The following is a 19,957-nucleotide window of genomic DNA, read 5'->3' as shown; positions in this document are numbered from 1 at the left end:
ATATGCTGATACTTTTTAATTAAAGTTGGGAACAAAAACTGGAAACGTGAAAACTGAAAAAGGCGTTATGATCGTAGCCTACAAAAACTCTAGAAATCCCAGATTTGTGGTCCTTAACCGAAAGAAAAACTGGGAGGGCTGGGAACTGCCGAAGGGCCACCTTGAGAAAGATGATTACAGAGAGACTGTCAAATTAGAGTTGAACGAGGAGGCAGGAATTGACGAAGCCCATATCAAGGAAATAGAGGATCTAGATTCTACCGTTGAATGGAGTTTTGAAGATGATGGAAGAGAGATCAAACGCAAATACAAAGCATTCATTGTCCGGCTGAGCGAGAATACGTTTATCGATGTCAACTCCAATCCTCATGACGAACATGAACAAGGTTTTTTCTTCAGGCAGGAGGATGCGAGATCACTTCTTACCCATAAAAATAATACTGAAGTTCTTGAGAAAGCAGTTTCAGAGATCGAGTAACTCATCAAAGTTTTAATCATTGACCATCAATAATTATGCAGTGAGATAAAATGACAGAACCAGAACAGATGCTTGAAGTATACCAGTTTGAAGGATGTCCTTACTGCTCAAAGGTAAGACAAAAACTGACTGATCTTGGAATCGACTATATAGCAAGACAGGCCGATCCTAACGACCGTTCACGGGTAGAAGAAGTCTCTGGACAGACCAATGTACCGGTTCTAGTAGATCCAAATACAGACACTATTATGCCGGAGAGTGATGATATAGTAGATCATCTTGAGGAACACTATGGCTAATTAGTAGGATTTCTCTGCATAATCCGTCCAGAATTTCTTTCCTTCTAATATATTTTCGACAGCAGATCTAAATTCTGATAGGGAGGGCTCGGCATTGGCACCGTACATAAAGGCTCTATGCACTTCATATTCTTCAGCATCCAGAATACAGTAATTCTCAATCTCTAATGCCTTCTCAGTTTCCTCGAGCATTTCTTCATAGATCTCTAGAGAGGTTTTGTCATGATTATGGGAACCGAATTCTTTCTTTGCCTGTACTATGAATTCTTCAAATCTATCGTAGGCCTCCTGCCATTGCTGCATTTCAAATGCAGAATAAAGCAGTCCAATCTCTTCTAATGAGTATTCACTTATTTCGGATTGAGTGATATCTGATGACACACTATACATTCAAAGAGCTAATTTTATAATGCTTTTTGTTATCTGGAGGTGGTAAAAAGTTATAGTCTAAGATTTAAAGAGAATTTAGATGGTTCATTGATACTTATCTATAATGGGAGCTTTTGCTTCAGTTATCTTCTCAAAGCTTTTTAGGGAAGCTTTTACCGTACTGATCTACCTTAGATCACTTGATATCAATGGTGTCAAAGTATATGAAATTCTTCATAGAATGGTTCTAATATGGACAGGAAAGTAGTTTGGCATAGGAACGACTTGAGGCTCAGGGATAACAAAGCGCTATCTGAGGCCGGGCAAAAAGCCGTTCCGATTTATATTTTTGATCCTAACTGGTTAGAGAATGAATTAGTTTCGGATACTAGAATAGAGTTTGTGATTGAGTGCCTCCAAGATTTGAACAGGCAGTATCAAGCCAAAAACTCGAGGATAGCACTTTTCAAAGGGAATCCGGTCAAAGTTTTATCCGGATTACAGGATGAAGGGTATGAAATATATTTTAACGAGGATGCTAATCATTTTCGTCGACAAATGGAAGAAAAAGCTAGACAGAGATTTACAGGTTTCACGGGTGACGGAATAGTAAGAAATAAGGAAGGAGCTAGGAAAAACTGGAGAGCAAATGCAGAAAACTACATCAAATCAAAACCCTTTAGAACTCCTGAGGATATAGAAGATAATCCTTTAGAGGCCGGAATCAAACTTGATGAAATAAGAGAAAAGTATGACATCGAACCTGAAAAGAAAAAATTTGGTCCTGGAGGATCTAAAGAAGCAGGCAAACGTCTTCAAGACTTTCTAGATAACATAGAGAAATACCCATCAAGTATTTCCTCACCTATAAAAGCGGAGAAAAACACTTCACATCTATCACCATATATCAGATATGGTTGTGTATCAAGACGGCAAGTTTTCAGACACGCCAAGTGGAGAGCAAAAAACTCTGAAAAACCAGATAAGTTCGAAATGTTTATCGATAGAATCTATTGGCATCTGAATATAAGCCAAAAAGTAGAAGATAATCCGAAATTGCATAAGGAATCTGTCAATCCTGTTTTCAGAGATTTAAACAAAGAAGATAGAAGTGAAGAAAAAATCAATGCCTGGAAAAAAGGAGAAACCGGTTATCCATTAGTTGATGCTTCGATGAGAGCTCTGGTGGAAACTGGTTGGATCAATTTTCGCATGAGAGCGATGTGTGCTACATTTTTCTCATACATTCTAGGACAGTGGTGGAAAGAAGGCGCCGATTTCTTCTACAAACATTTGATAGATTCAGACATAGCTATAAACTACTACCAGTGGCAGATGCATTCCGGAATCGTAGGTGTCCACAAACACAGAATATACAACCCAACCAAACAGATAAAGGATAATGATCCCGAAGGAAAATTTATCAAAAAGTACGTACCAGAACTAAGAGCTTTGAGTCCGGAACAGATAGTGAAACCATGGGAAATGTCAGATAAAGAGCAGAGAAAAACCGGCGTGGATATAGGTAAAAACTATCCAGAACCAATTGTAAACCGCAAAAATAAAGCACAAAAAGCTAGAAAATTCTTCAAAGCAAAGAAAGGAGAAGCATACGCTGCATTCAAAGATGACGAAGTCTGGAAAAGAGCTTCTTTAAGCCCAAAACATGATAGAGAGCAAATAATTGAGAATGCATCAAATCAAAAATCATTAACAGAATACTGAAACTGTACAAGATTGTAACTGCGAAAGGGTCAAACATGGAAAGTATAATTGAGAAATTGAATTCGATAAAAGGAATTAAGAACGTAAGGAAATTGGGTGCGGATCAACTGGAAATCAATCTCTTCTCCAAAAAAGTTCCTGGTAGAGAAGCCGAAAAAATTAATGGAAACTTGAAGAAAATATCTCAGAAAATCAGCTCGAAATTAAGTGAGCAATCCGGCATACAAAACTGGGAATGGGTACAGAAGCCCTCAAATGTATATGATCAAACACCCATAGAAACGGAAAAAGTAACTGATAGAAAGAAAGTTGGCCACAAACCCGCTAAATACCTAATATTCGTCAGAAAATCCTAGAAAGCTATTTTCCATATTTGCTCCTATATTATTTCGTCTTTACTCGACCTTTTGTTTAAGTTTTCCTCAACTTTATGCTTAGTCTCCACTCCATATGGAACTATATCCAAATGAGCTCTAATTTCCTTTAAAGGACTCCAACTCATCTGATCATTAAATGACATGAATGCTGAATGTGGTGCCCCAAACATATGACCTATTTGATGCAGAACCTGATTACAGACATACTTATCAGTTCGGGTGTTACAGACTGCAGAATAGCTTTCCCCTATGTAACTACCTTTGTAATCTCCCCACCCGGTTTCAAAATCTCCTACTAGAACATGGAAGTTATTGACTTCCGCATTGTATTCTTCTTTGAGAAAGTTCTCTATGCTTTCCATGGCCTCATCATCTGCAGAGTTTAACTCTTTCACTGTGCTGCTTTCAACTTGGTTCTGGATTTCTGTATCGTGGACATAGTTTGTTTCAATCCCTAAAATGCCCTGATTTGACAATGTGTTAGCTTCGCGTTCAAGCACTTTTTCATATTCAGAGGTCATGAGCTGAACATCACCAAATGTGTCACTTCCAACTACATAGAGTTCGATTGCCGGTGTTTCCCCGTCTAGAAAAGCGTCTATACCCTGCTCGTGGAAATGGTCTTGAGGATCAAATGGCTCAAATTCATTAATGGACATCTGCCTCCAGATATTAACGGTAGTATCAGCTGAGTATCCTCCCAAAGACAGGTATGATAGTTTCTTCATATGTTGCAGGAACTCTCTTCGACTATACGGATTTACATCTTCTTCAAAAACTTCTTTGTCCTCGACATGGCCAAGATTTAGACCTAATACCTCTCTTCGAGACCTTTGTTCCTCTTCACGGTCTGATGAAGCCATTCTATCCTCATATGAGCCATCGATTCTTAAATCAATATTTTCTCTAGAAAAAGTTCCAACATAGAAATAAGAGTAAACCAGCCCTAAGCTGAAACTCGTATTTGCTGTATTTCCTCTTAATTAACTGATGGAGCTTAGGTTTTTACTGTTCTTGGTGACAGAAACAACGCCATAGACTAAACTAGTCACAAAAACTTGAATAAATTAACTTTTCTTCAAGCTCCTATAGGCAACTATCGGATAAAGGGTTTTCTATTATGCCTGTCTGTTAAAAGATTTTAATCAAATGGTATTTTTATCTGCTAACCTTATTCTTAGTTATGGCTGAGGATACTGATTATTTTGAGAAGTTTGTTCTCGATGAGGATGTTCCTACAGAGATCGGCTACAAATTAGAAGGTCGAGGTACAGAGGTTTTAAGCCATGAGAAAAGTGCTTCAGATCGAGAATTTATCGGGTTCGCTATAGAAAAGGAAGCCCCGCTACTAACTAAAGACGAAGATTTTAGGGAGAGAAACCGGGAGTTTGAACATTCCGGTATCTTGATTGACAACCAGATGCATCTACGTGATTGGAATTTGGTGGCTGATACAGTCAAAAATATGCTGGAGAATATTCCGAGAGAATCTATGATAGGCAATGTATGGCGTGTCTCAGATTACTATGGAGTGTTTTAAGCCGTTACTGATGCCCTATCGTCTTTCTCATTTTTCATGTACTCGACCGCTGCCTCTACATCTTCAACAGAAATGCTTGGATACTGCTCGGCAATTTCTTCAAGAGTCATCTCTCTAATTTTATGTAGTTCGTAGAGTGTCTCTGCATTTACTCTACTACCCTTGATTCTTGGTTTGCCGTGAAGCGTGTCTTTTGTAGAGACAATATCAGACATAATGGAGTTTTTAGAGCCAAGCTGTTTTATCATTTTTTGTTGAAGATTAGAAACTCTCTATTAGTTTCCATCATTTCCTTCGAGATTTCTTCCGTTTTCTTGATTCCTGGTCGAATATCCCAGTAAGTGGCATATTGTGGTTTTCCGTTAGTTCCGTGAATCCCATCTAAGTTATCGACCTCGATTTAGGTCAAGAAAGAGCAGTGAATAGAGGTTGATGGACCGGCCCAGATTTGAACTGGGGGTCTCCACGTTTCTGAATTCCTCTGCTGAATCAAGATTTCAGCTCGGACAGATTCTCATCTGAGATAATCTGTTTTTATCAGCGTGGCGCTATAACCTGGCTAAGCTACCGGTCCTGATTGTGTAGAAAAACTTGGTTTCGTAAGGGTTTTTAATCAAACCCTTTATCGATAGTTTTTAACCCAACTAGTTATAAGTGATGTGCTGTGAGCTTAGAAGAGAAATATCGTAAAGATGTTGAGAGAATCGGTGAGTCAATGGAGAAAGTTATCTCTAGGCATAAAGCTTCTAAGCTGAAGAATTTCCTTGACCAGATTCTTCCAATCGCATTGCTTTCACTGACTTTCGTACTGATTTTCACTCTTGCAGTCCCGGTCACGGATAAAATGGCGGTTTACATCAATTACTTGAATTGGGCTGTAGTTCTTTACTTTGCCACAAGACTTTCTGTGGAGTTGAGGCTTTCCGATCACAGAGAGCAGTTTGTTCATAATCACTGGCTGGATTTTCTGCTTGTGGTTCCTGCTTTCTCAGTTTTGAAGCAGGTTAAACTGGTTGAGATGATTACTGAAATCGGGCTTTTTGAGGAGGAGAGTGCATTTATCTCGGCTACTTTCTTCAAGGAGGCAGGTATTGCCGCTCGGGCCACGAAGATTACTAGAATGGTTAAGAGAAGTATTGGTCTGTAATCATTGTTCTTATTAGATAGATAATTTACTCATGGATCCCGCATCCAGGGCATTTCACTCTCTTGTGAGGTCTGGGAGGATGCCGTTTATTATCCAGCTTCTCTTTTCCACCATGTTGATGGAATAACTGGCCTTGCCTTTCGTACGCGTCTCTTTCACTTTGGCAGTAGTTGACTTCAAAGTAACTGTAATCATTGGTGTGGTTCTTCAGCCTGTCTTTGACATTATCTGACATACCTACATATCTTACAGGACCGCCATGTGAATTGTAAAGCTTGTATACACCAATCTGTTCCTTTACTTTCTGGTTCACGTTAGAGTTCGTAAGATTGTGTTTGTCAGGCATAATGGAATCTTGGATTAAGAAACACTTTAATTTTTCGGAGATACAGGTTGTAGTTGAAGTGGGCTCGACGGGATTTGAACCCGCGACTACCGGCTAGCTTCTTATGTCGAATCCTTCTGATCTTGAGGTCATCATCGTGGTTGACTCCTCAGATATTGGGGTTGGAGTGTCTTCGACTTAGGTAAAAGGCCGGTGCTCTGCCAGACTGAGCTACGAGCCCAAGTATTAATTTGCTTTCTCGGTTTCCTGCTCGAATTTTCCGTATTGAATGTTCTCAACCGAGCTGTACGGAATGAATACTTCTTTCGCTCTGATCCTGTGAGCGGTTTCATCCTCAGTCATGATGTAAGGCTCATCTGCTTCTATACCATTTTCTCTTCTGTTTAACTGTTCTTCATTTTCGAGCAGAAAGTCTCCTGATTTACTCAATATTATGACTGAGTATTCCTCTTTCATTGTCACTGTTTTCTCGGCTTGGCCTTGTCAAAGTCGTTTCTTTTCGAGGTCTTTCCAAATCCGCATGATGCGCACTCTTTTTTTCTGAGATGGAAGGATTTTTCTCCACATCGTCGGCATTTGCCGTGTGATTTGTTGTTTCGTTTTCCTTTGTTTAGTCCCATTGATGAAAACCTCGTTTATTATTCAGGGCTGACCAGTATTACGTTGTCTCCACGGATGATCAGTTTTCCGTAGTCCGTTTGCCCTCCATCTTCGTTTACGGAGGCATCTTCAAGCCACATGTTTAGATGGAGGTCGAATGCTTTCAGGTTGCCTGAAACTGTTTTCCCTCCTTTTAATTTTGCTATTACTCTGTCACCTTTTGCAGTATCTAGTACATCTAAAGGTCTTTTTCCACTGTCATCGTTTCCCATAAAAGCTGTACACCTTATGATACCGAATCATCGACAATTTATATAAACCTACCGAGATCCTTCTGCCTAGAAGGTTTTCAGCCTGAAAACAGAGCCTCTCTCACTGTTGTTTATAAGATTTCATATCTAGATTTTCTTATGGCCATTTTACACAGACAATCCGGCAGAAAGAAAACTGGTGGAAGAAAAAGAAGAAACCGGAAACCCAAAAAACACGAGATGGGATCTGAGTTCTCAGCACCTGAGAAAGGAGAGAAAAAAGTTGAGAAGAGAAAGACCAGAGGAGGCAATCAGAAGAATGTAGTCAAAAGAGCAGAGAAAATTAACTTGGCTACTGACGGCGAAGTAGAGAATGTAGAGATCGAATCAGTTGAAGACAACCCTGCCAACCCCAACTATGTGAGAAGATCACTTCTGACCAAGGGAACGGTTGTCCAGACTTCCGAAGGAAAGGCCAGAGTGACTTCCCGGCCCGGACAGGAAGGAGTAATTAACGGCGAGCTCGTTGACGAATAAGTTCGGCCTATTTTTTCCTATATTCAATTTTCATTCTACATATTCGATCTTTACTTTTCTTAGAGTTTGAGCTGAACAACAGAATAGAAGAATAATAATAGGATGCAGGTCCAGATTACTTGTCTCTGGATCCTTGAAATGCATTCTTGATCCTGCTTACCGTACGGGATATAATCCCTTCATCGTTGAACTCAACCGGAATCTGGTCCCCGGTTTCGTCCGCGAAATCGGTTCGCATCATACTACAATGAGTCACCTAACCTTTATATAGTCCTTGGCTAAAAACCGTTCTAATCGTTCAGTACAGTTAATAACGGTTTTTAAGCACGTTTCAAAGCCTTTTGTCTGATGGTTTTGGAACGGTTGATCTGACGAATCATGGACTCGCAAGCATCTTCGACTTCTTTCTTGATGAAAAACGCTTCTTCTAGGGCTCTGCGTTCTTTTTCAGGCAGGTATTTCAGATGATCTTTATAGGTGCGATGGTTTTTTGACATATCCTATAATGTGAGAAACCTGGTTTATAAACAAGTGAGCAGTTTGCCGGTAGTTCCAGTAGGTTGAAACTTCTATTCCTGTATCATGTATTTCCGCCAGCGTCCTTCTCCTTCGGATTCTATCAGCCGGTAATGATCCATCTTTGAAAGATATTTTCTCAAGGTTCTCTTAACCTTAGGATTTTCGATCTCTTCCTCATACTTTTCATACAGTTTCCCTGGTTTAATTTCTCCTTCATCTTCTATAATATCGTAGAGGACTCTTTGATGGTTGGTGAGCTTCTCCTTCGATTTGGACTTGTTTTCCTTCTCAGCCTCCGGGATCGATTCATCTATGATGTTACTAGTTATCTCTTCCAAGTCCTCTTTTTCAGCTTCCTCCGCAGCTATTCTCAAAGAGTTGATAGCTATTCTTGCATCACCCCTTGATCTCACCGCTATCCGTCTCAGACCATTTCTTTCTATGGCTTTGTTTCTCAGTCCCCATTCTCTTCTGTCCCCGAGTATATCGATAAGTTCGTCCCTTGAATATTCAGGGAAATGTATGTCTTTGGTTCCTTCTAGAGAGGATCTGATTCTTTCATCGACATCGTAGAGAGCGGTTTCCTTGTTGGCCAGCATTATAAGTGCCACATCCTCCATTCGTGCAAAGTCGTAGAGAATTCTTTCATCCTCTATCTGATCTACTTCATCGAGTATAACTATTGTAGGTCTCTTCCTCGCTTTTGACTGGAATTTATCCACCAGTTCATCGGTTGGAGTCCCGGTTCTATGGATCAAATTGACTCCGAGATCCTGTAGGATGTTATAGTACACTTTGAATCGGGAAGGGTACTTCCAGCAGTTGACGCTGCCTGAGACAACTTCTGAGGAATATTTCTGTATTTCGTCCACTACGTAGTTCGCCATCGTGGTCTTCCCGGTTCCTGGAGCTCCATATAGAAGCATGTTTCGGGCAGTCTTTCCTTCCAACATAGGCTCCAGATTTCTCTTGATCTCACGTGTCTGTGGATCCCTGTGAACCATCCGATTTGGGAGATAATCTGCTCTCAAGACCCTTGCGTCCTCTATAACCGTATTCGGTCGCCTCATATCTAATGGAATAATAGTTGTTCCGCTACTTTTTAAGTGGAGACCTCGGTGTTCCGAGAACTTCATAGTCCGAAGTCTGGAACTCTGTATTACTTTTCGGCCTTATACTGTTCATATAGATATATTTGTATTACGTGGCTTTAGAACATAATACAATATCGTTGTTATCTGCTTTATATGGTAAATTTGTATTACGCCAAATGTCTCAGGTTCAGCTCGAGAATATCTTCATCCATTAGCTCGTGGTCTCTCCCTACCTTTTGACCAGGGAACTTTGAGCTTGGACCAGTGACTTTGGCTTTCTTGAACCTCTCCTTCATATCTCCTGGAAGTTCGTCCAGTGCATCTTCAACTGTATCTCCCTCTCTCAGGATTAGTGGGTCGCTCCTATCCGGTTTTTCACCTTTCTCCTTCATGTATATTCTTACAAGTCCGAGCCGGTCAAATATCATTTCCTTAAGCTCCTCAAGTTTGTCTCCTTTCTCAGCCGAAATCAGAAGATTATATTTCTGTTCGTATTCTTCTCTTTTGTCCTTATCAAGCATATCGGCCTTGTTAACTGTAGTTATAGCTGGCAGGTATTTCCTGTTACTCATTAGTCCATCGATGAACCGATCCAGATCAATTTTCTCCCGGATTGTCAGCCCTGCATTAGTATAACCTCGTTGTTTCATCATCTGTCGCAGTGTGTCTTCCTCAATATTGAGATCAACTGTCGAAGAAATCTTGATTCCGCCTTTACCTTTTTTCTCTACCTTCATGTCTGGCGGAGCTGAGTTGGTTCTTATTCCTACGTTGTATATTTCCTGTTTAATTTCCTCTTCCCTCATCTCTTCAGGGTCAAGCATGAATAGAATCAAATCTGCGTTTCTAACGACGGAGAGAACCTGTTGGCCTCCACCTCTGCCGTCTGCTGCTCCCCCGATTAGACCTGGGACATCAAGTATCTGTATGTTCGCACCCTTGCATTTCAGCATTCCTGGCTCTACATCTAGCGTGGTGAACTCGTAGCTACCTGTCTCAGAGTCCGCGTTAGTAAGTTTATTTAGAAGCGTGGATTTACCAACTGATGGAAACCCTACTAGCGCTACTGTTGCATCGCCCTTTTTCTCGACCGCGTACCCGGTTGTGTCGCCTGTTCCTTTCTGCTTCTTCTGTTTTTCTTCCTTCAAGTCAGCGATCTGGCCTTTGAGTCTGCCTCTTTCGGTTTCCGTGGCTTTGTTTACAGGTGTCTCTTCTAGTTTTTCTTCCAGTTCCTGGATACGGTCTTCTGTTCCCATGAATAAGAATAATAGAGAAATATTTAGTTAACTTTTAGAATCAGGTATATTACTCTTCTACCTGCTCGATGTCTCCATCTCTGCCGATGTTGAGCTGTATGTCGTCAGCCCATTCACGCACATATGCTCCGGTGATGTGTACCATTGCTCCTTCTTCAATTGCGTCAATTTCTTCTTCCCAGAGTGTCAGATCGATGTTTCCTGTGTCGTCTTCGAAGATTACTGTTGTGATCTTCTTTTGGCCGTACTTCGTTGTGACGGCTCTGGGTGTTGGCAGTTCGGTGATTTCGCCTGTGATTTCAACTTCGTCTGCTTCGGGTGTAAGTTCCTCAACTGTCATTTCAGTCATAAATTAATCCCACAATCCCCAAATCGGCTGGTATCTTTAAAACTATTTCTGTCATCCAGCATGTTTAAACCCTAGAAACCACTATTTGAAGCTGTGAGACTGCCCTGGGAGCTGAAGGCCAAACTTAGAGAAAAAGAGAAGGAGATAGGTAATCTGGAAGACCGGATTGAACAGCTTGAGGAAGAGAAGAACAGCTGGCAGGAAAGATTCGAAGCCGAGAAAGAGAGGCGTTCTGAACTGTCTAGGAAGAAACAGGAAGCTGAAGAGGAGAGAAACCGGTTGATGGAGAGACTGGAAGAAAACAACGAGCGGTCAGAGGAAAACCGGGAGGATAGTCTAACGACAGACAACTCGGAGTTTCAGGACCTAGATTTCAGTGAAGCAGTCGAAGCTCTGGAAAAGATCAAATCAGTAAATTCTCCGAGGAAAGATCTGGCCACGATTTATTCTCCAGGAAAACTCAGTGATGTTTCCAGTCTCAAGACATTAAAGAACTCGGTCTCAAGTGAAAGGTTCTCGGTTCTCCAGAATCAGAGCTCTTTCGTTGCGTTTTCCGATCCAGTTCTGGGAGTTTTCGTTCTGAAAATGAAACCATTCTTCAATGATCTTGTCAAAACGGAAAATAGTTTTGAGGTAGAGAAGCTGCTGCAGTTCCTGAAAGAGAAAAAGCACTGGTGTCTGGTATCTGCAGGGGAAACCGGAATTTACCGGGAGGAGAACGGCGGTTTTGAACAAGTAGAGAGAATAACGAACCGGGTAGACAGAGAGCATTCCAAAGGAGGGTTCTCTCAGGGAAGATTTGAGAGAAAGAGAGATGAACAGATTGAACAGCATAAGGAACAGATCCAAGAAAAGCTTGAGGCCTACTCGAATGTTTATCTTGTAGGCGATAAGAAGCTATGTAAGGATCTGGATGGAAAATATCTAGGTGGCTTCAATCCTAATAGGGGTAAGCCGGGGCAGTTCTATGGTTTCAGGTTCCGTACATTCTTTTAACTTCTCAGTTTAACTCGTTTACATGGAAGATAAGGAGAAAGTAAGATCTATATACCAGGAATTACTCGAAAAATATGGTGAACCCGAGGAACCCGATAACATGTCGGGTATTGACTATCTGATTGAAACTATTCTATCCCAGAACACGAACGATATAAACAGAGACAAAGCCTTCAGAAACCTGAAAGATAAGTATGAAGATGACTACAGGGCGATTGAAAACGCTGACAGAGAGGAGCTTATCGAAGCCATCCGGATCGCCGGTCTTGGTCCTACAAAAGCGGAGCGTATTCAAGAAGCCCTGAAAATTGTCCGTGAAGATCAGGGCGGATACAGTATTGACTTTCTCGAAGAAATGGATATAAGCGGTGCGAAGAAATGGCTGACCGATATACCTGGAATCGGTCCGAAGACTGCCTCTGTAATCCTTTGCTTCCATTTCAAAATGCCGACCTTCCCGGTTGACACTCATGTTCACCGATTATCTAAGAGGCTGGGTCTAGTACCCGAGAACGCTTCCAGAACAAAGACTCATAATGTAATGGAGGAAAAGGTACCGGATGAAATCAAATATGCTTTTCATATTCTGATGATTACACACGGCAGAAATGGCTGTACTGCTCATGATGAAAGCTGTGAGATATGTGAGAAGTACAGAGAAAAATAAAATATCTTGGAACCTCTCGGCTCCAAAAGTTGTATAGCAGATCTACTCTTCGTCGTCTTCGAGTTCTTCAGCTAGGTCTTCTGGTGCGCCTGCTGCCGGCTGACCCTGCTGTTCCTGCATCTCTTCTACGATCTCCTGTGCCTTTTCGTTGATTTCCTCTTGGTCTACGATTCCTTCTTCTTGTAGAACTGATAGAAGTGCGTGTACCGTGATTTCTACGTTTCCGAGTTTCTGCTGCATTACCTGCATGATCTGCTGTCCGTCCATTTGTTGTGGTTGTTCTGTCATTGTAATTTAGACCTAAAAAGGTGAGAACAGGTATTGAACCTGCCATCTCCACACCTAAAACTGCACACGTTAGTAACTATTATAAATGAGATGACCTTCGACTATCTCTAGACCGGCGTTCTAGCTCCACAAGCCTGGCATTTTAGCATTTCGACGCCTTTCTCCTTGACTATCTTTGTATCCGGTCTTGAGCATTCAGGGCAGAAAACATACTCTTCGGCATACTGTTGGATTTTGGCCTGTATACTGCCTCTTCTGAACTCTCCGTTCAAGATAAGCTCATCTCCTTCGATGTGGCCTGCGGTTCCGAGCTCGTTCTGTATATATTTCGATAAATGTTTCTCTTCTCTGCTGAATTTTGAGGCGATGTCCGAAAAGTTTGGAATTATAGTTTTTGATCCTTCTTTCCTTGTATCTGCTACAGGGACCTCGAATCTTTCCCCGTCTCCAAGATCCTCTGCTTCTTTTATTCCCTTGTCAAGCAGTTCGTCGTAATCCGTCATAATTATGATTTGGCCAGTAATTTTCTTATTAACTTAGACTCTGGCAACTCCATAGTCCATCTGAGTTTTGAATAGCTGTTTCTTCCTCTTCGAGGTAAGGGCTTTCCTCAGAATATGTTCTTGCGTATCCTCTAATAACTAGTTGTCGGTTGAGAGAAGAGTTTTTGTAAAGTATTTCTCCCAGTATTCGGCCATAACTTCCTCTTTCAGGCTTTCCGTTTTCAAATTTGTAGCTTAAAATGATGTTTTCTCCCTCTTCGGTCTCGTTCTTCACGAAGCTAGAGGCTTTCTCACCCCATTTATCCAGACATTCTTTTCCCTCAGCTGTTTCTGATATACCCGGATATTTGGCCGGGTCGTTTTCTATGTGCACTTCAGGGGTGTCTATTCCGTCCAGTCTAATTCTTTCCACTTTATTGCTGTAATTCAAATCGACTGTGTCGCCATCAACTACCTCTGTTATAGTTGCTGAACGGGTTTCTGTAACCGAATAATTATTTACTGTTGTGGATAAACAGCCTGAAGCTACAACAGTAATTGTAAGGATTAAAATTGCTTTCCATCTCATATAGCTTGTTATAGATTTATTTGATTTAAGTTAAACGACCTAGAGAAGTTGGACTACAGCTTCTTGATCTTACCTGGCTGTGGTTCGTAGAATGTTCCTTCACTTAGAAGTGAGTTGATTGTGTCTTCCAACTGGTCTTCTGGAGCGTCTACTTCCTCTGCAATTTCGGAGTAATCTGCACCTTCTTCGTTGTCAATTTCCTCGACAGCATCAATAATATCTCTTTCCAGGTTCTCTCTTTCTTCTCCTGATGCCTCAAACTTTTCGCCGAAGCTCTGTAGTAGTGAATCGACTTCGTCCTCATCCAGTTTTCCAGCCATTTCTTTCTCTATTTCTTCCTGATCTTTCCCAGATTCCTTCAACTGTTCTACTGTTTCCTTAATCTGGTTCCATTCTTCCTGTGTCTTTCTGTGTTTCAGTTCGTGTAGAAGTTCTTCCTTTACTTCGCGTCCTTTCAGGACCTCTGCGTTCATATAGATTTCTCCCTGGTACTCCCTGACTTTTCCAACAGCCTCTACTATATCTCCTGTCTCAAAGTCCTCAATAAGCGAGAGGTCGTTGAAGAACTTGATCTGAATGGTATCTGTTCCATCATCCAGTGTTAATGAGCCATATGTCTCATCGTCGTTTGTGAATGAGTCTACAACAGTTGCCACCATTCGGGCTCTTGAGAATCTTCTCCCATTCGGGACTAAAAGGTAATTAGGTGTAAATCCCTCTTTCTGAAAGTATTTTCCTGAGTTAAGTTCCTCTGCTGTCGCCAGTTTGGCTGTCTGTCTTTTCTGCTGCGGCATATCTACTTGAATTCGGTTAACTCTTTTGTACTTTCGTGGTTCCGAGGTGAAATAAATAATACTTCGTTCGAAATATTATTTTCATGGCGAACGAAATACTTTCGGAAATAGAGCAGATGGAATCTAAAGAGTTCGGCAATTTTTCCCGTTACCTTCAGGAGGTTTCCAGCAGCTTTATTGGAGTCGATCGTGAATCATCTAGAACAGCAAGTAAGAATGTTAAAGAGTTATCCGAAGCCGGAGGAGATGCTTTCGCACTCGGAAAACTCTGTGCTATTTTAACAGAGTCTGATGATCCCGAAGAGTATTGCGAAAAGATTAGAGATTACAGAGAGGAAACTACTTATCAGAATGAAGTTGATGGGACAATTAATGAGATTTTCTCAGGGTTTTTTGATGAGAAAGAAGATTATCTCTGAAGAAGTTACATCATCTTGACTTTTCCGGGTTCAGGTTCGAATACCTCTCCGTCCCTCATGAGCTGTTTAATCATTTTTTCAGCCTTTCCTCTGTCGAGTCCTTCTTCCTCCGCCTCGTCAAGTACGTCCTCCATATCAGATGATGAGTCGCCTGCCATCCTGTTAAGTATGTGTTTGATTGTCTGCTGTCGGTTTCTCTGTGAGGATGTTACTCCGGATTCCACAACATCGATGTCAAACTCTCCTGTTTCTGGGTCTACACCTACTTGTTTCAGGCAGTAGGTCAGGATATCTATCGCTCTCTGTGCATCATCAACTGTTACATCATCTTTCAGTTCTGAACGAGCTGAGGCTTCTGCTACTCTCACCAGCGCTTCTAACTGTCTTGCTGTTATAGGAACTGATTCTCCGGCTTCGTCACTTCCTTTGGTTCTCATGGAAACGTAAAACTCCTGTATCTTGTCCGCTGCCTCCTGCGTCAGGGTTGGTCTGATATTCTTTTTTGCGTAAGCAACATATTTTCTAAGCATTTCCTGAGGTACTTCAGCATCCGTTTCCTCAGGCTCAATATGGTTCTGGAGAACCTGAGAGGATAGCTTAGTGTCCTTATCTTCGTCCGGCTCGTCTTTAACCGGGAAGATGAAATCGAATCTTGAAAGCAGTGTGTCCCCGATCTCGATCTGTTGAGGGATCGGCTCGTAGGGATCAAACCGTCCAAGTTTCGGGTTTCCGGCCGCAAGAATCGATGTCTGTGCGTGGAGAGTTGCCTGAATATTTGCTTTCGAGATAGAGATCTGTTGCTGCTCCATAGCTTCGTGAAGTGAAGACCTGTCTTCTTCAGACATCTTATCTATTTCATCAATTGCTGCTAATCCTTTGTTAGCCAGTACGACCGCTCCTGCTTCCAGTTCAAACTCTCCAGTTGTCTCATCGCGGACGACAGCGGCAGTGTTATGTGTTATTATACCGTTTCCGATGAAATTATGTGTTTCAGGTACTGTCAGGTCGTAGAGTTCTTTCTCTCCAGTTTCTTTTACTTTCTTTACTTTTTCCCAGTTTATTTCTGCTTCTTGAACCTTCTTTAGCTTCTCTGCTATCTGTTCTTCAAGTTTTACTTCTTCTAGTATCTGCTGCGCTCTTTTTTCTCCAGGGTTCTTATCTTGATTGAAATATGTCCAGTGATTCTTTGGACTGGCCTCGGATTTTTTCAAAATATTATTGACAGGAACTATATCCTGATTTGTGTTTCTCTTCTTACCTGTAATTTCTTTCAGTGAAGAGTGCTTCTTCACTGATTTGAAGCCTAGTTCTTCTTTAAATCTATCAATATGTTCTCCTCTAATAACCAAGTGTTTCTGTACTAGTTGAGATTCTATTTCCTGTCCATTCGCCAGTCTTTCGACTCCTCTTCTATCTCTTGTTCTTTTTCTGGATTTTATTCCATAGGTTTCTAGCATTAGCTGAACCTGATCCGCTAATTTGTGGCTTATTGTAGAGTATTGGACACTATCGCTTCCATTATCTCTTGATACTACTGAGCCATCTGCATCTAACAGTCCTTGAAGGAATTTATCGGCATTTTGGGATATTGTTAGCTCGAAATCTAGTTTTAGCCCTTCTTTAGGCGTCTGCATACCCAGATTCTGGAAAAATTCGGCTATAGTTTTGCTATGAATTCTTAGGTAAGGTACCTTGTCTTCTTGTTTCTCTATTTTGATTTTCTTCGAGAATTTTTCTTCAATTATATTTTGACATCTTTTAAGTAGATCTCTATCAGAGTTCGATATTCTTACTAAACCTCTATTCTCCTCTACAGAGATGTTCCCGTCTCCGAAAACCATCCCTATCAGGTACATTAGTTTTCTGTCGAATTCTTTAGGTAGTGTAAACTCTTCCCCGTTTTGAAGCATAACGCTATTAATTTCTAGTTGGTCGAATTCCAAGTTGAACTCTTTGAGCAAGTATTTGAGCCTTGGATAAGGAATGAATCTTTTTCTTATACTTGTATACACGAAATCTTCAGAAAGGTTTAACTCTTCAGCCGCAGTTCTAAGATCTCCGTGTTTCTCCTTCATCCTATCTCTCAGCTCTTTCGAAGATTTCTGTCCAAGCTTGAACTTCTCGTTTTCAAACGTGTAGTATTTTTCTATATCTGGAGATTTTCTATCTATCTCTGTATAATCAGGTGAGGCTATGAAATCTCCTTCCTCGATATCATCTATCTTTTTCCACTCCAATCCATCTTCTCCACATGTTAGTATATCTGTGTCTTCTGATGCTTCGATTTCTTTCCCGTAGACTGTCTCCGCCCTGATACATTTTTTTTCTGGCATCCTCCATACCAAGCTGGAGTTTGACTCACTAATTTCTCCATCTGAGAACGTCGGAAGCTTAATTTCGTGTTCCTTTGCAGTTTCAAATTCTGGTCTGAATGAGATGTTTTCTTTTCCAATTTTACCGATTTCTTTGAAGCCCTCTTCAGTGTGGATCAGTGTGTCTCCCGTCACACACAAACCTGCTCCGGTCGAGGATTTACCTACAACGTATCTTCCTTTCGGCGCGATCTGTCCTGTGAATTTTAGTATCTGTGATTTACCGGTTCCCGGCTCCCCGATCAGTAATATGTGGATGTCTCCGCGGGATTTTACTCCGTCTTCTCTTGTTTTCTTCACTCCTCCAAACATCTGGAGAGCGATAGCCTTCTTGATCTGATGGTGGCCGTAGATTGATGGTGCGATTGATCTGGCTATTTTATCGAATATTTCCGGGTTCTTAGACAGTTCTTTGATATCTTGTATCTCTTCGTCTCCAAGTTCAAGTTCCTCGAACTCTTGTTCGGTTGGCTCGAGGTAGTTTCCATCCATGTAGATATTATATTTCTTTGATTTCTTTTTGAGAGGTTCTTCTCTGACTATTCCCGTTATCTCGGCTTTGTTACCTGGTACTACTTTCTTCTGGAAGTTTGGATCAACAAGGTCGCCTTTCAGTCTCACGGATAATGTCTCCGGTTGCTCTGATCCGGCCCGTGACTCAGGATCCTCTTCTACCACAATGTTTTGGGTGTCGGTCATTTTCTTCTCCTCGACTTCGAACTTTCTAGATCCGCAGTCACATTTATAAGGCGATTTCAGTTCTGACGAGTCCTGTTCTTTCTCGTAGCGATCTCCGCACTGTGAACACTCGAATATAGCTGATACTACCTCTGGTTTTACCTGTGAAGCTCTCTTGATCATTCCTTTGACCGGGATGAACTTTCCGATATGCTGTGAGCGGAGGTTTTTAAGTAAAACGAAATCCTCCTCCGACATGTGAGTAAATCTTACAGTTAATTCTTCATCAGAAATTATGTCTACTCCAAGAATTCCTTCCTCGGCCGCATTTGTCGCGCTATTAGGTTTCTCTCTCAGATAGTCACTGAGTTCAGGGTTGAAGATATCCATTTCCTGGAAATCCACTAAAACTGATTCTTCACCTTCCTTTACCGTCCTAGCGACTTCTTCATAATATGCTTCGGAAAAGAATTCCTCGAACTCACTGACTGCCTCCCCATATTCCATGTGTTACAATTAGTTAGAAAAAGTGAAAAAGTATAGACCCGGTTAACTTGATATGACTGGAAAACTTTCTGATGATGAGATAGATGAAAAGCTTGATGGAATGCAGATATGGAGTTTTTACAGCGATAAGCTTACCACTAGAATCGAGTTTGATAACTATAGAGATGCAGTGTTCTTTGCGAATGCGGTTTTCTCAATAGCTGAGGAAGAGTTCCATCACCCTGAAGTGAAGGTTGAGTACGGCGCTGTGGAGATAGATCTTTGGAGCCATGAGGAAGACGGGGTAACGGAGAAAGATCTTGAAATGGCGGAGAAAATTGAGGATATAGTCGGTAATATTGAATGGAGTTGATTGAATTTGCGAGTCCCTGAAGATGCTGACCGGGATTTTGTAGCTGGAGCTTTTATCGTAAAAGATGGAAAGGTCCTTTTCTTAAATCACAAGAAGTTGGATTACTGGCTGATGCCGGGAGGCCACGTTGAAGATGGAGAGACGCCGGATGAGGCAGCTGTCCGGGAAACTATCGAGGAAACAGGGTTTAAGATTGAGATAGTAGGTGAGGAAACAGAGTTCGAAGGTTTCGATTCTGTTGACATTCCAACACCGTTCAACATAAACCTGCATAAGATAGAAGAAGGTCACTGGCACTGTGATTTCCAGTACTTGGCCCGGATTAAATCTGAGAAAAAAGATTATGAGTATGCCGATGAAGAGATAAAATGGCTTTCTAGAGAAGAACTTGAAAACGGTGAATACGAGATGCCGGAGAATGTTAGGAGATCCGCGCTGAAAGCTATTCAGGATCTAGAAGATTGAGATCGTTCCAGAGCATTTCGAGGGATTCCGGTTCCTGAGTCTGGTATTTCTTGATTATCTTTTTCCTGTTTTTGTGTCGAAGCTCCAGCTCTTTAATTTCCGAGAGTTCCTTGAATCCGACATCGATTATCTCTTCATCTTCCTTTAATTTATCTGTCCTTTCTTCTGGATCAGCGGTGAAAATGAATACGATCGTCTCGGTTCCGTTCTGCTGGTTGAGTTCTTTGTAGACGCCGAGAAAACCGTTTATTTCGATTTCGTAACCTGTTTCTTCCAGGACTTCCCTTTCAACACATTCAATTACTGATTCTGCGTCTTCCCAGCCTCCGCCTGGAAAATTCCATTTGCCGTGGATGTGTTCTTTTCCTTCCTGAACCATCAGGATTTCTCCATTATCGTTTTCGATAATTGCTGCGGCTGCTGCGTAGAAACTTGACATGATCTTAGGATAACAAAAAGAA

Annotated in this window: 28 protein-coding genes and 1 tRNA gene; 12 read left to right on the top strand and 17 right to left on the bottom strand. The window is 41.4% G+C overall.

Annotation, left to right across the window (positions count from 1 at the left end):
- Positions 1-25 precede the first annotated feature (25 nt).
- Positions 26-478, top strand: coding sequence for a hypothetical protein (locus tag BRC29_04495; GenBank protein ID PSG99356.1), 453 nt, complete (start codon positions 26-28; stop codon positions 476-478).
- A 68-nt stretch (positions 479-546) separates the two neighbouring features.
- Positions 547-777, top strand: a complete 231-nt coding sequence (locus BRC29_04490) for a glutaredoxin (GenBank protein ID PSG99540.1) — start codon at positions 547-549, stop codon at positions 775-777.
- Here the strand turns inward: BRC29_04490 and BRC29_04485 are convergent, their stop codons facing one another.
- Positions 778-1,158 carry a hypothetical protein gene (locus BRC29_04485; GenBank protein ID PSG99355.1) on the bottom strand — a complete coding sequence of 127 codons (381 nt, stop codon included), beginning with the start codon at positions 1,156-1,158 and terminating at the stop codon, positions 778-780.
- Positions 1,159-1,398: 240 nt separating this feature from the next.
- Between BRC29_04485 and BRC29_04480 the strand changes: the two genes are divergently transcribed.
- Positions 1,399-2,871, top strand: coding sequence for a deoxyribodipyrimidine photolyase (locus BRC29_04480; GenBank protein ID PSG99354.1), 1,473 nt, complete (start codon positions 1,399-1,401; stop codon positions 2,869-2,871).
- A gap of 35 nt (positions 2,872-2,906) precedes the next feature.
- A complete protein-coding gene (locus BRC29_04475; protein PSG99353.1) occupies positions 2,907-3,227 on the top strand; it encodes a hypothetical protein in 321 nt (106 codons plus the stop codon).
- A gap of 23 nt (positions 3,228-3,250) precedes the next feature.
- On the opposite strand, the gene BRC29_04470 is transcribed toward BRC29_04475, so the two are convergent.
- A complete protein-coding gene (locus tag BRC29_04470; protein ID PSG99352.1) occupies positions 3,251-4,111 on the bottom strand; it encodes a hypothetical protein in 861 nt (286 codons plus the stop codon).
- Between the two features lie 320 nt (positions 4,112-4,431).
- On the opposite strand from BRC29_04470, the gene BRC29_04465 reads away from it, so the two are divergent.
- On the top strand, positions 4,432-4,788 hold the full coding sequence (locus BRC29_04465; protein ID PSG99351.1) for a hypothetical protein: 357 nt from the start codon (positions 4,432-4,434) through the stop codon (positions 4,786-4,788).
- Here the strand turns inward: BRC29_04465 and BRC29_04460 are convergent.
- Together BRC29_04460 and BRC29_04455 are read right to left on the bottom strand one after the other, a co-directional pair.
- Positions 4,785-5,036 (bottom strand): antitoxin, encoded by a 252-nt coding sequence (locus tag BRC29_04460; GenBank protein PSG99350.1) that lies wholly within the window; start codon positions 5,034-5,036, stop codon positions 4,785-4,787. The two genes, BRC29_04465 and BRC29_04460, sit on opposite strands and share 4 nt — an antisense overlap.
- Before the next feature lie 185 nt (positions 5,037-5,221).
- Positions 5,222-5,362 (bottom strand) — tRNA-Ile (locus BRC29_04455).
- Between the two features lie 90 nt (positions 5,363-5,452).
- Here BRC29_04455 and BRC29_04450 point away from each other — a divergent pair.
- The gene (locus BRC29_04450) at positions 5,453-5,935 is read left to right on the top strand and encodes a hypothetical protein (GenBank protein PSG99349.1); all 483 of its coding nucleotides are present in this window, start codon (positions 5,453-5,455) and stop codon (positions 5,933-5,935) included.
- A gap of 25 nt (positions 5,936-5,960) precedes the next feature.
- On the opposite strand, the gene BRC29_04445 is transcribed toward BRC29_04450, so the two are convergent.
- From BRC29_04445 to BRC29_04430, 4 genes are all read right to left on the bottom strand, one after another.
- Positions 5,961-6,281 carry a hypothetical protein gene (locus tag BRC29_04445; GenBank protein PSG99348.1) on the bottom strand — a complete coding sequence of 107 codons (321 nt, stop codon included), beginning with the start codon at positions 6,279-6,281 and terminating at the stop codon, positions 5,961-5,963.
- Positions 6,282-6,506: 225 nt separating this feature from the next.
- The gene (locus BRC29_04440) at positions 6,507-6,737 is read right to left on the bottom strand and encodes a hypothetical protein (protein ID PSG99347.1); all 231 of its coding nucleotides are present in this window, start codon (positions 6,735-6,737) and stop codon (positions 6,507-6,509) included.
- Positions 6,738-6,739: 2 nt separating this feature from the next.
- Complete coding sequence (locus tag BRC29_04435; protein ID PSG99346.1) at positions 6,740-6,901, bottom strand: 50S ribosomal protein L37e; 162 nt, start codon at positions 6,899-6,901, stop codon at positions 6,740-6,742.
- 18 nt (positions 6,902-6,919) lie between these two features.
- Positions 6,920-7,153, bottom strand: a complete 234-nt coding sequence (locus BRC29_04430) for a hypothetical protein (protein PSG99345.1) — start codon at positions 7,151-7,153, stop codon at positions 6,920-6,922.
- Positions 7,154-7,291: 138 nt separating this feature from the next.
- Between BRC29_04430 and BRC29_04425 the strand changes: the two genes are divergently transcribed.
- A complete protein-coding gene (locus tag BRC29_04425; GenBank protein ID PSG99344.1) occupies positions 7,292-7,669 on the top strand; it encodes a 30S ribosomal protein S8e in 378 nt (125 codons plus the stop codon).
- Between the two features lie 569 nt (positions 7,670-8,238).
- Here the strand turns inward: BRC29_04425 and BRC29_04420 are convergent.
- From BRC29_04420 to BRC29_04410, 3 genes are all read right to left on the bottom strand, one after another.
- The gene (locus BRC29_04420) at positions 8,239-9,324 is read right to left on the bottom strand and encodes an AAA family ATPase (GenBank protein PSG99343.1); all 1,086 of its coding nucleotides are present in this window, start codon (positions 9,322-9,324) and stop codon (positions 8,239-8,241) included.
- Between the two features lie 125 nt (positions 9,325-9,449).
- Positions 9,450-10,538 (bottom strand): GTP-binding protein, encoded by a 1,089-nt coding sequence (locus BRC29_04415; protein ID PSG99342.1) that lies wholly within the window; start codon positions 10,536-10,538, stop codon positions 9,450-9,452.
- Positions 10,539-10,587: 49 nt separating this feature from the next.
- Positions 10,588-10,887 (bottom strand): hypothetical protein, encoded by a 300-nt coding sequence (locus tag BRC29_04410; protein PSG99341.1) that lies wholly within the window; start codon positions 10,885-10,887, stop codon positions 10,588-10,590.
- Positions 10,888-10,980: 93 nt separating this feature from the next.
- Here BRC29_04410 and BRC29_04405 point away from each other — a divergent pair, with 93 nt between their 5' ends.
- Together BRC29_04405 and BRC29_04400 are read left to right on the top strand one after the other, a co-directional pair.
- Positions 10,981-11,883: a hypothetical protein gene (locus BRC29_04405; protein PSG99340.1), complete on the top strand. Its 903-nt coding sequence runs from the start codon at positions 10,981-10,983 to the stop codon at positions 11,881-11,883.
- Positions 11,884-11,905: 22 nt separating this feature from the next.
- A complete protein-coding gene (locus BRC29_04400; GenBank protein PSG99339.1) occupies positions 11,906-12,550 on the top strand; it encodes a DNA lyase in 645 nt (214 codons plus the stop codon).
- A 42-nt stretch (positions 12,551-12,592) separates the two neighbouring features.
- On the opposite strand, the gene BRC29_04395 is transcribed toward BRC29_04400, so the two are convergent.
- The 4 genes from BRC29_04395 to BRC29_04380 all read right to left on the bottom strand — a co-directional run bounded on the left by BRC29_04395 (position 12,593) and on the right by BRC29_04380 (position 14,703).
- Positions 12,593-12,838 (bottom strand): hypothetical protein, encoded by a 246-nt coding sequence (locus BRC29_04395; GenBank protein ID PSG99338.1) that lies wholly within the window; start codon positions 12,836-12,838, stop codon positions 12,593-12,595.
- 107 nt (positions 12,839-12,945) lie between these two features.
- Positions 12,946-13,350: a translation initiation factor IF-2 subunit beta gene (locus tag BRC29_04390; GenBank protein ID PSG99337.1), complete on the bottom strand. Its 405-nt coding sequence runs from the start codon at positions 13,348-13,350 to the stop codon at positions 12,946-12,948.
- Between the two features lie 19 nt (positions 13,351-13,369).
- Entirely contained in the window at positions 13,370-13,909 is a 540-nt protein-coding gene (locus tag BRC29_04385; protein ID PSG99336.1) for a hypothetical protein, read from the bottom strand.
- A gap of 53 nt (positions 13,910-13,962) precedes the next feature.
- A complete protein-coding gene (locus BRC29_04380) occupies positions 13,963-14,703 on the bottom strand; it encodes a hypothetical protein (GenBank protein ID PSG99335.1) in 741 nt (246 codons plus the stop codon).
- 83 nt (positions 14,704-14,786) lie between these two features.
- Here BRC29_04380 and BRC29_04375 point away from each other — a divergent pair, with 83 nt between their 5' ends.
- The gene (locus BRC29_04375; GenBank protein PSG99334.1) at positions 14,787-15,122 is read left to right on the top strand and encodes a hypothetical protein; all 336 of its coding nucleotides are present in this window, start codon (positions 14,787-14,789) and stop codon (positions 15,120-15,122) included.
- A 5-nt stretch (positions 15,123-15,127) separates the two neighbouring features.
- On the opposite strand, the gene BRC29_04370 is transcribed toward BRC29_04375, so the two are convergent.
- The gene (locus BRC29_04370) at positions 15,128-18,679 is read right to left on the bottom strand and encodes a cell division protein (protein PSG99333.1); all 3,552 of its coding nucleotides are present in this window, start codon (positions 18,677-18,679) and stop codon (positions 15,128-15,130) included.
- Between the two features lie 52 nt (positions 18,680-18,731).
- Here BRC29_04370 and BRC29_04365 point away from each other — a divergent pair, with 52 nt between their 5' ends.
- The gene (locus BRC29_04365; protein PSG99332.1) at positions 18,732-19,031 is read left to right on the top strand and encodes a 4a-hydroxytetrahydrobiopterin dehydratase; all 300 of its coding nucleotides are present in this window, start codon (positions 18,732-18,734) and stop codon (positions 19,029-19,031) included.
- Positions 19,032-19,496 (top strand): hypothetical protein, encoded by a 465-nt coding sequence (locus BRC29_04360; GenBank protein ID PSG99331.1) that lies wholly within the window; start codon positions 19,032-19,034, stop codon positions 19,494-19,496. It abuts the gene before it with no gap.
- On the opposite strand, the gene BRC29_04355 is transcribed toward BRC29_04360, so the two are convergent.
- Complete coding sequence (locus tag BRC29_04355; protein ID PSG99330.1) at positions 19,474-19,935, bottom strand: hypothetical protein; 462 nt, start codon at positions 19,933-19,935, stop codon at positions 19,474-19,476. The genes BRC29_04360 and BRC29_04355 overlap by 23 nt on opposite strands.
- Between the last annotated feature and the right edge of the window lie 22 nt (positions 19,936-19,957).

The organism is Nanohaloarchaea archaeon SW_7_43_1 (genome assembly GCA_003009795.1).
Taxonomy (GTDB): domain Archaea; phylum Nanohalarchaeota; class Nanosalinia; order Nanosalinales; family Nanosalinaceae; genus SW-4-43-9.
This window is presented reverse-complemented; position numbering and strand designations above follow the sequence as displayed.

What these genes read in the sequence shown, in the direction of transcription:
- BRC29_04490 (PSG99540.1), top strand. Translation starts at nt 547, where the DNA reads ATGCTTGAAGTATACCAGTTTGAAGGATGTCCTTACTGCTCAAAGGTA.
- BRC29_04480 (PSG99354.1), top strand. Translation starts at nt 1,399, where the DNA reads ATGGACAGGAAAGTAGTTTGGCATAGGAACGACTTGAGGCTCAGGGAT.
- BRC29_04475 (PSG99353.1), top strand. Translation starts at nt 2,907, where the DNA reads ATGGAAAGTATAATTGAGAAATTGAATTCGATAAAAGGAATTAAGAAC.
- BRC29_04470 (PSG99352.1), bottom strand. Translation starts at nt 4,111, where the DNA reads ATGGCTTCATCAGACCGTGAAGAGGAACAAAGGTCTCGAAGAGAGGTA.
- BRC29_04465 (PSG99351.1), top strand. Translation starts at nt 4,432, where the DNA reads ATGGCTGAGGATACTGATTATTTTGAGAAGTTTGTTCTCGATGAGGAT.
- BRC29_04460 (PSG99350.1), bottom strand. Translation starts at nt 5,036, where the DNA reads ATGATAAAACAGCTTGGCTCTAAAAACTCCATTATGTCTGATATTGTC.
- BRC29_04445 (PSG99348.1), bottom strand. Translation starts at nt 6,281, where the DNA reads ATGCCTGACAAACACAATCTTACGAACTCTAACGTGAACCAGAAAGTA.
- BRC29_04440 (PSG99347.1), bottom strand. Translation starts at nt 6,737, where the DNA reads ATGAAAGAGGAATACTCAGTCATAATATTGAGTAAATCAGGAGACTTT.
- BRC29_04435 (PSG99346.1), bottom strand. Translation starts at nt 6,901, where the DNA reads ATGGGACTAAACAAAGGAAAACGAAACAACAAATCACACGGCAAATGC.
- BRC29_04430 (PSG99345.1), bottom strand. Translation starts at nt 7,153, where the DNA reads ATGGGAAACGATGACAGTGGAAAAAGACCTTTAGATGTACTAGATACT.
- BRC29_04425 (PSG99344.1), top strand. Translation starts at nt 7,292, where the DNA reads ATGGCCATTTTACACAGACAATCCGGCAGAAAGAAAACTGGTGGAAGA.
- BRC29_04420 (PSG99343.1), bottom strand. Translation starts at nt 9,324, where the DNA reads ATGAAGTTCTCGGAACACCGAGGTCTCCACTTAAAAAGTAGCGGAACA.
- BRC29_04415 (PSG99342.1), bottom strand. Translation starts at nt 10,538, where the DNA reads ATGGGAACAGAAGACCGTATCCAGGAACTGGAAGAAAAACTAGAAGAG.
- BRC29_04410 (PSG99341.1), bottom strand. Translation starts at nt 10,887, where the DNA reads ATGACTGAAATGACAGTTGAGGAACTTACACCCGAAGCAGACGAAGTT.
- BRC29_04400 (PSG99339.1), top strand. Translation starts at nt 11,906, where the DNA reads ATGGAAGATAAGGAGAAAGTAAGATCTATATACCAGGAATTACTCGAA.
- BRC29_04395 (PSG99338.1), bottom strand. Translation starts at nt 12,838, where the DNA reads ATGACAGAACAACCACAACAAATGGACGGACAGCAGATCATGCAGGTA.
- BRC29_04385 (PSG99336.1), bottom strand. Translation starts at nt 13,909, where the DNA reads ATGAGATGGAAAGCAATTTTAATCCTTACAATTACTGTTGTAGCTTCA.
- BRC29_04380 (PSG99335.1), bottom strand. Translation starts at nt 14,703, where the DNA reads ATGCCGCAGCAGAAAAGACAGACAGCCAAACTGGCGACAGCAGAGGAA.
- BRC29_04375 (PSG99334.1), top strand. Translation starts at nt 14,787, where the DNA reads ATGGCGAACGAAATACTTTCGGAAATAGAGCAGATGGAATCTAAAGAG.
- BRC29_04370 (PSG99333.1), bottom strand. Translation starts at nt 18,679, where the DNA reads ATGGAATATGGGGAGGCAGTCAGTGAGTTCGAGGAATTCTTTTCCGAA.
- BRC29_04365 (PSG99332.1), top strand. Translation starts at nt 18,732, where the DNA reads ATGACTGGAAAACTTTCTGATGATGAGATAGATGAAAAGCTTGATGGA.
- BRC29_04355 (PSG99330.1), bottom strand. Translation starts at nt 19,935, where the DNA reads ATGTCAAGTTTCTACGCAGCAGCCGCAGCAATTATCGAAAACGATAAT.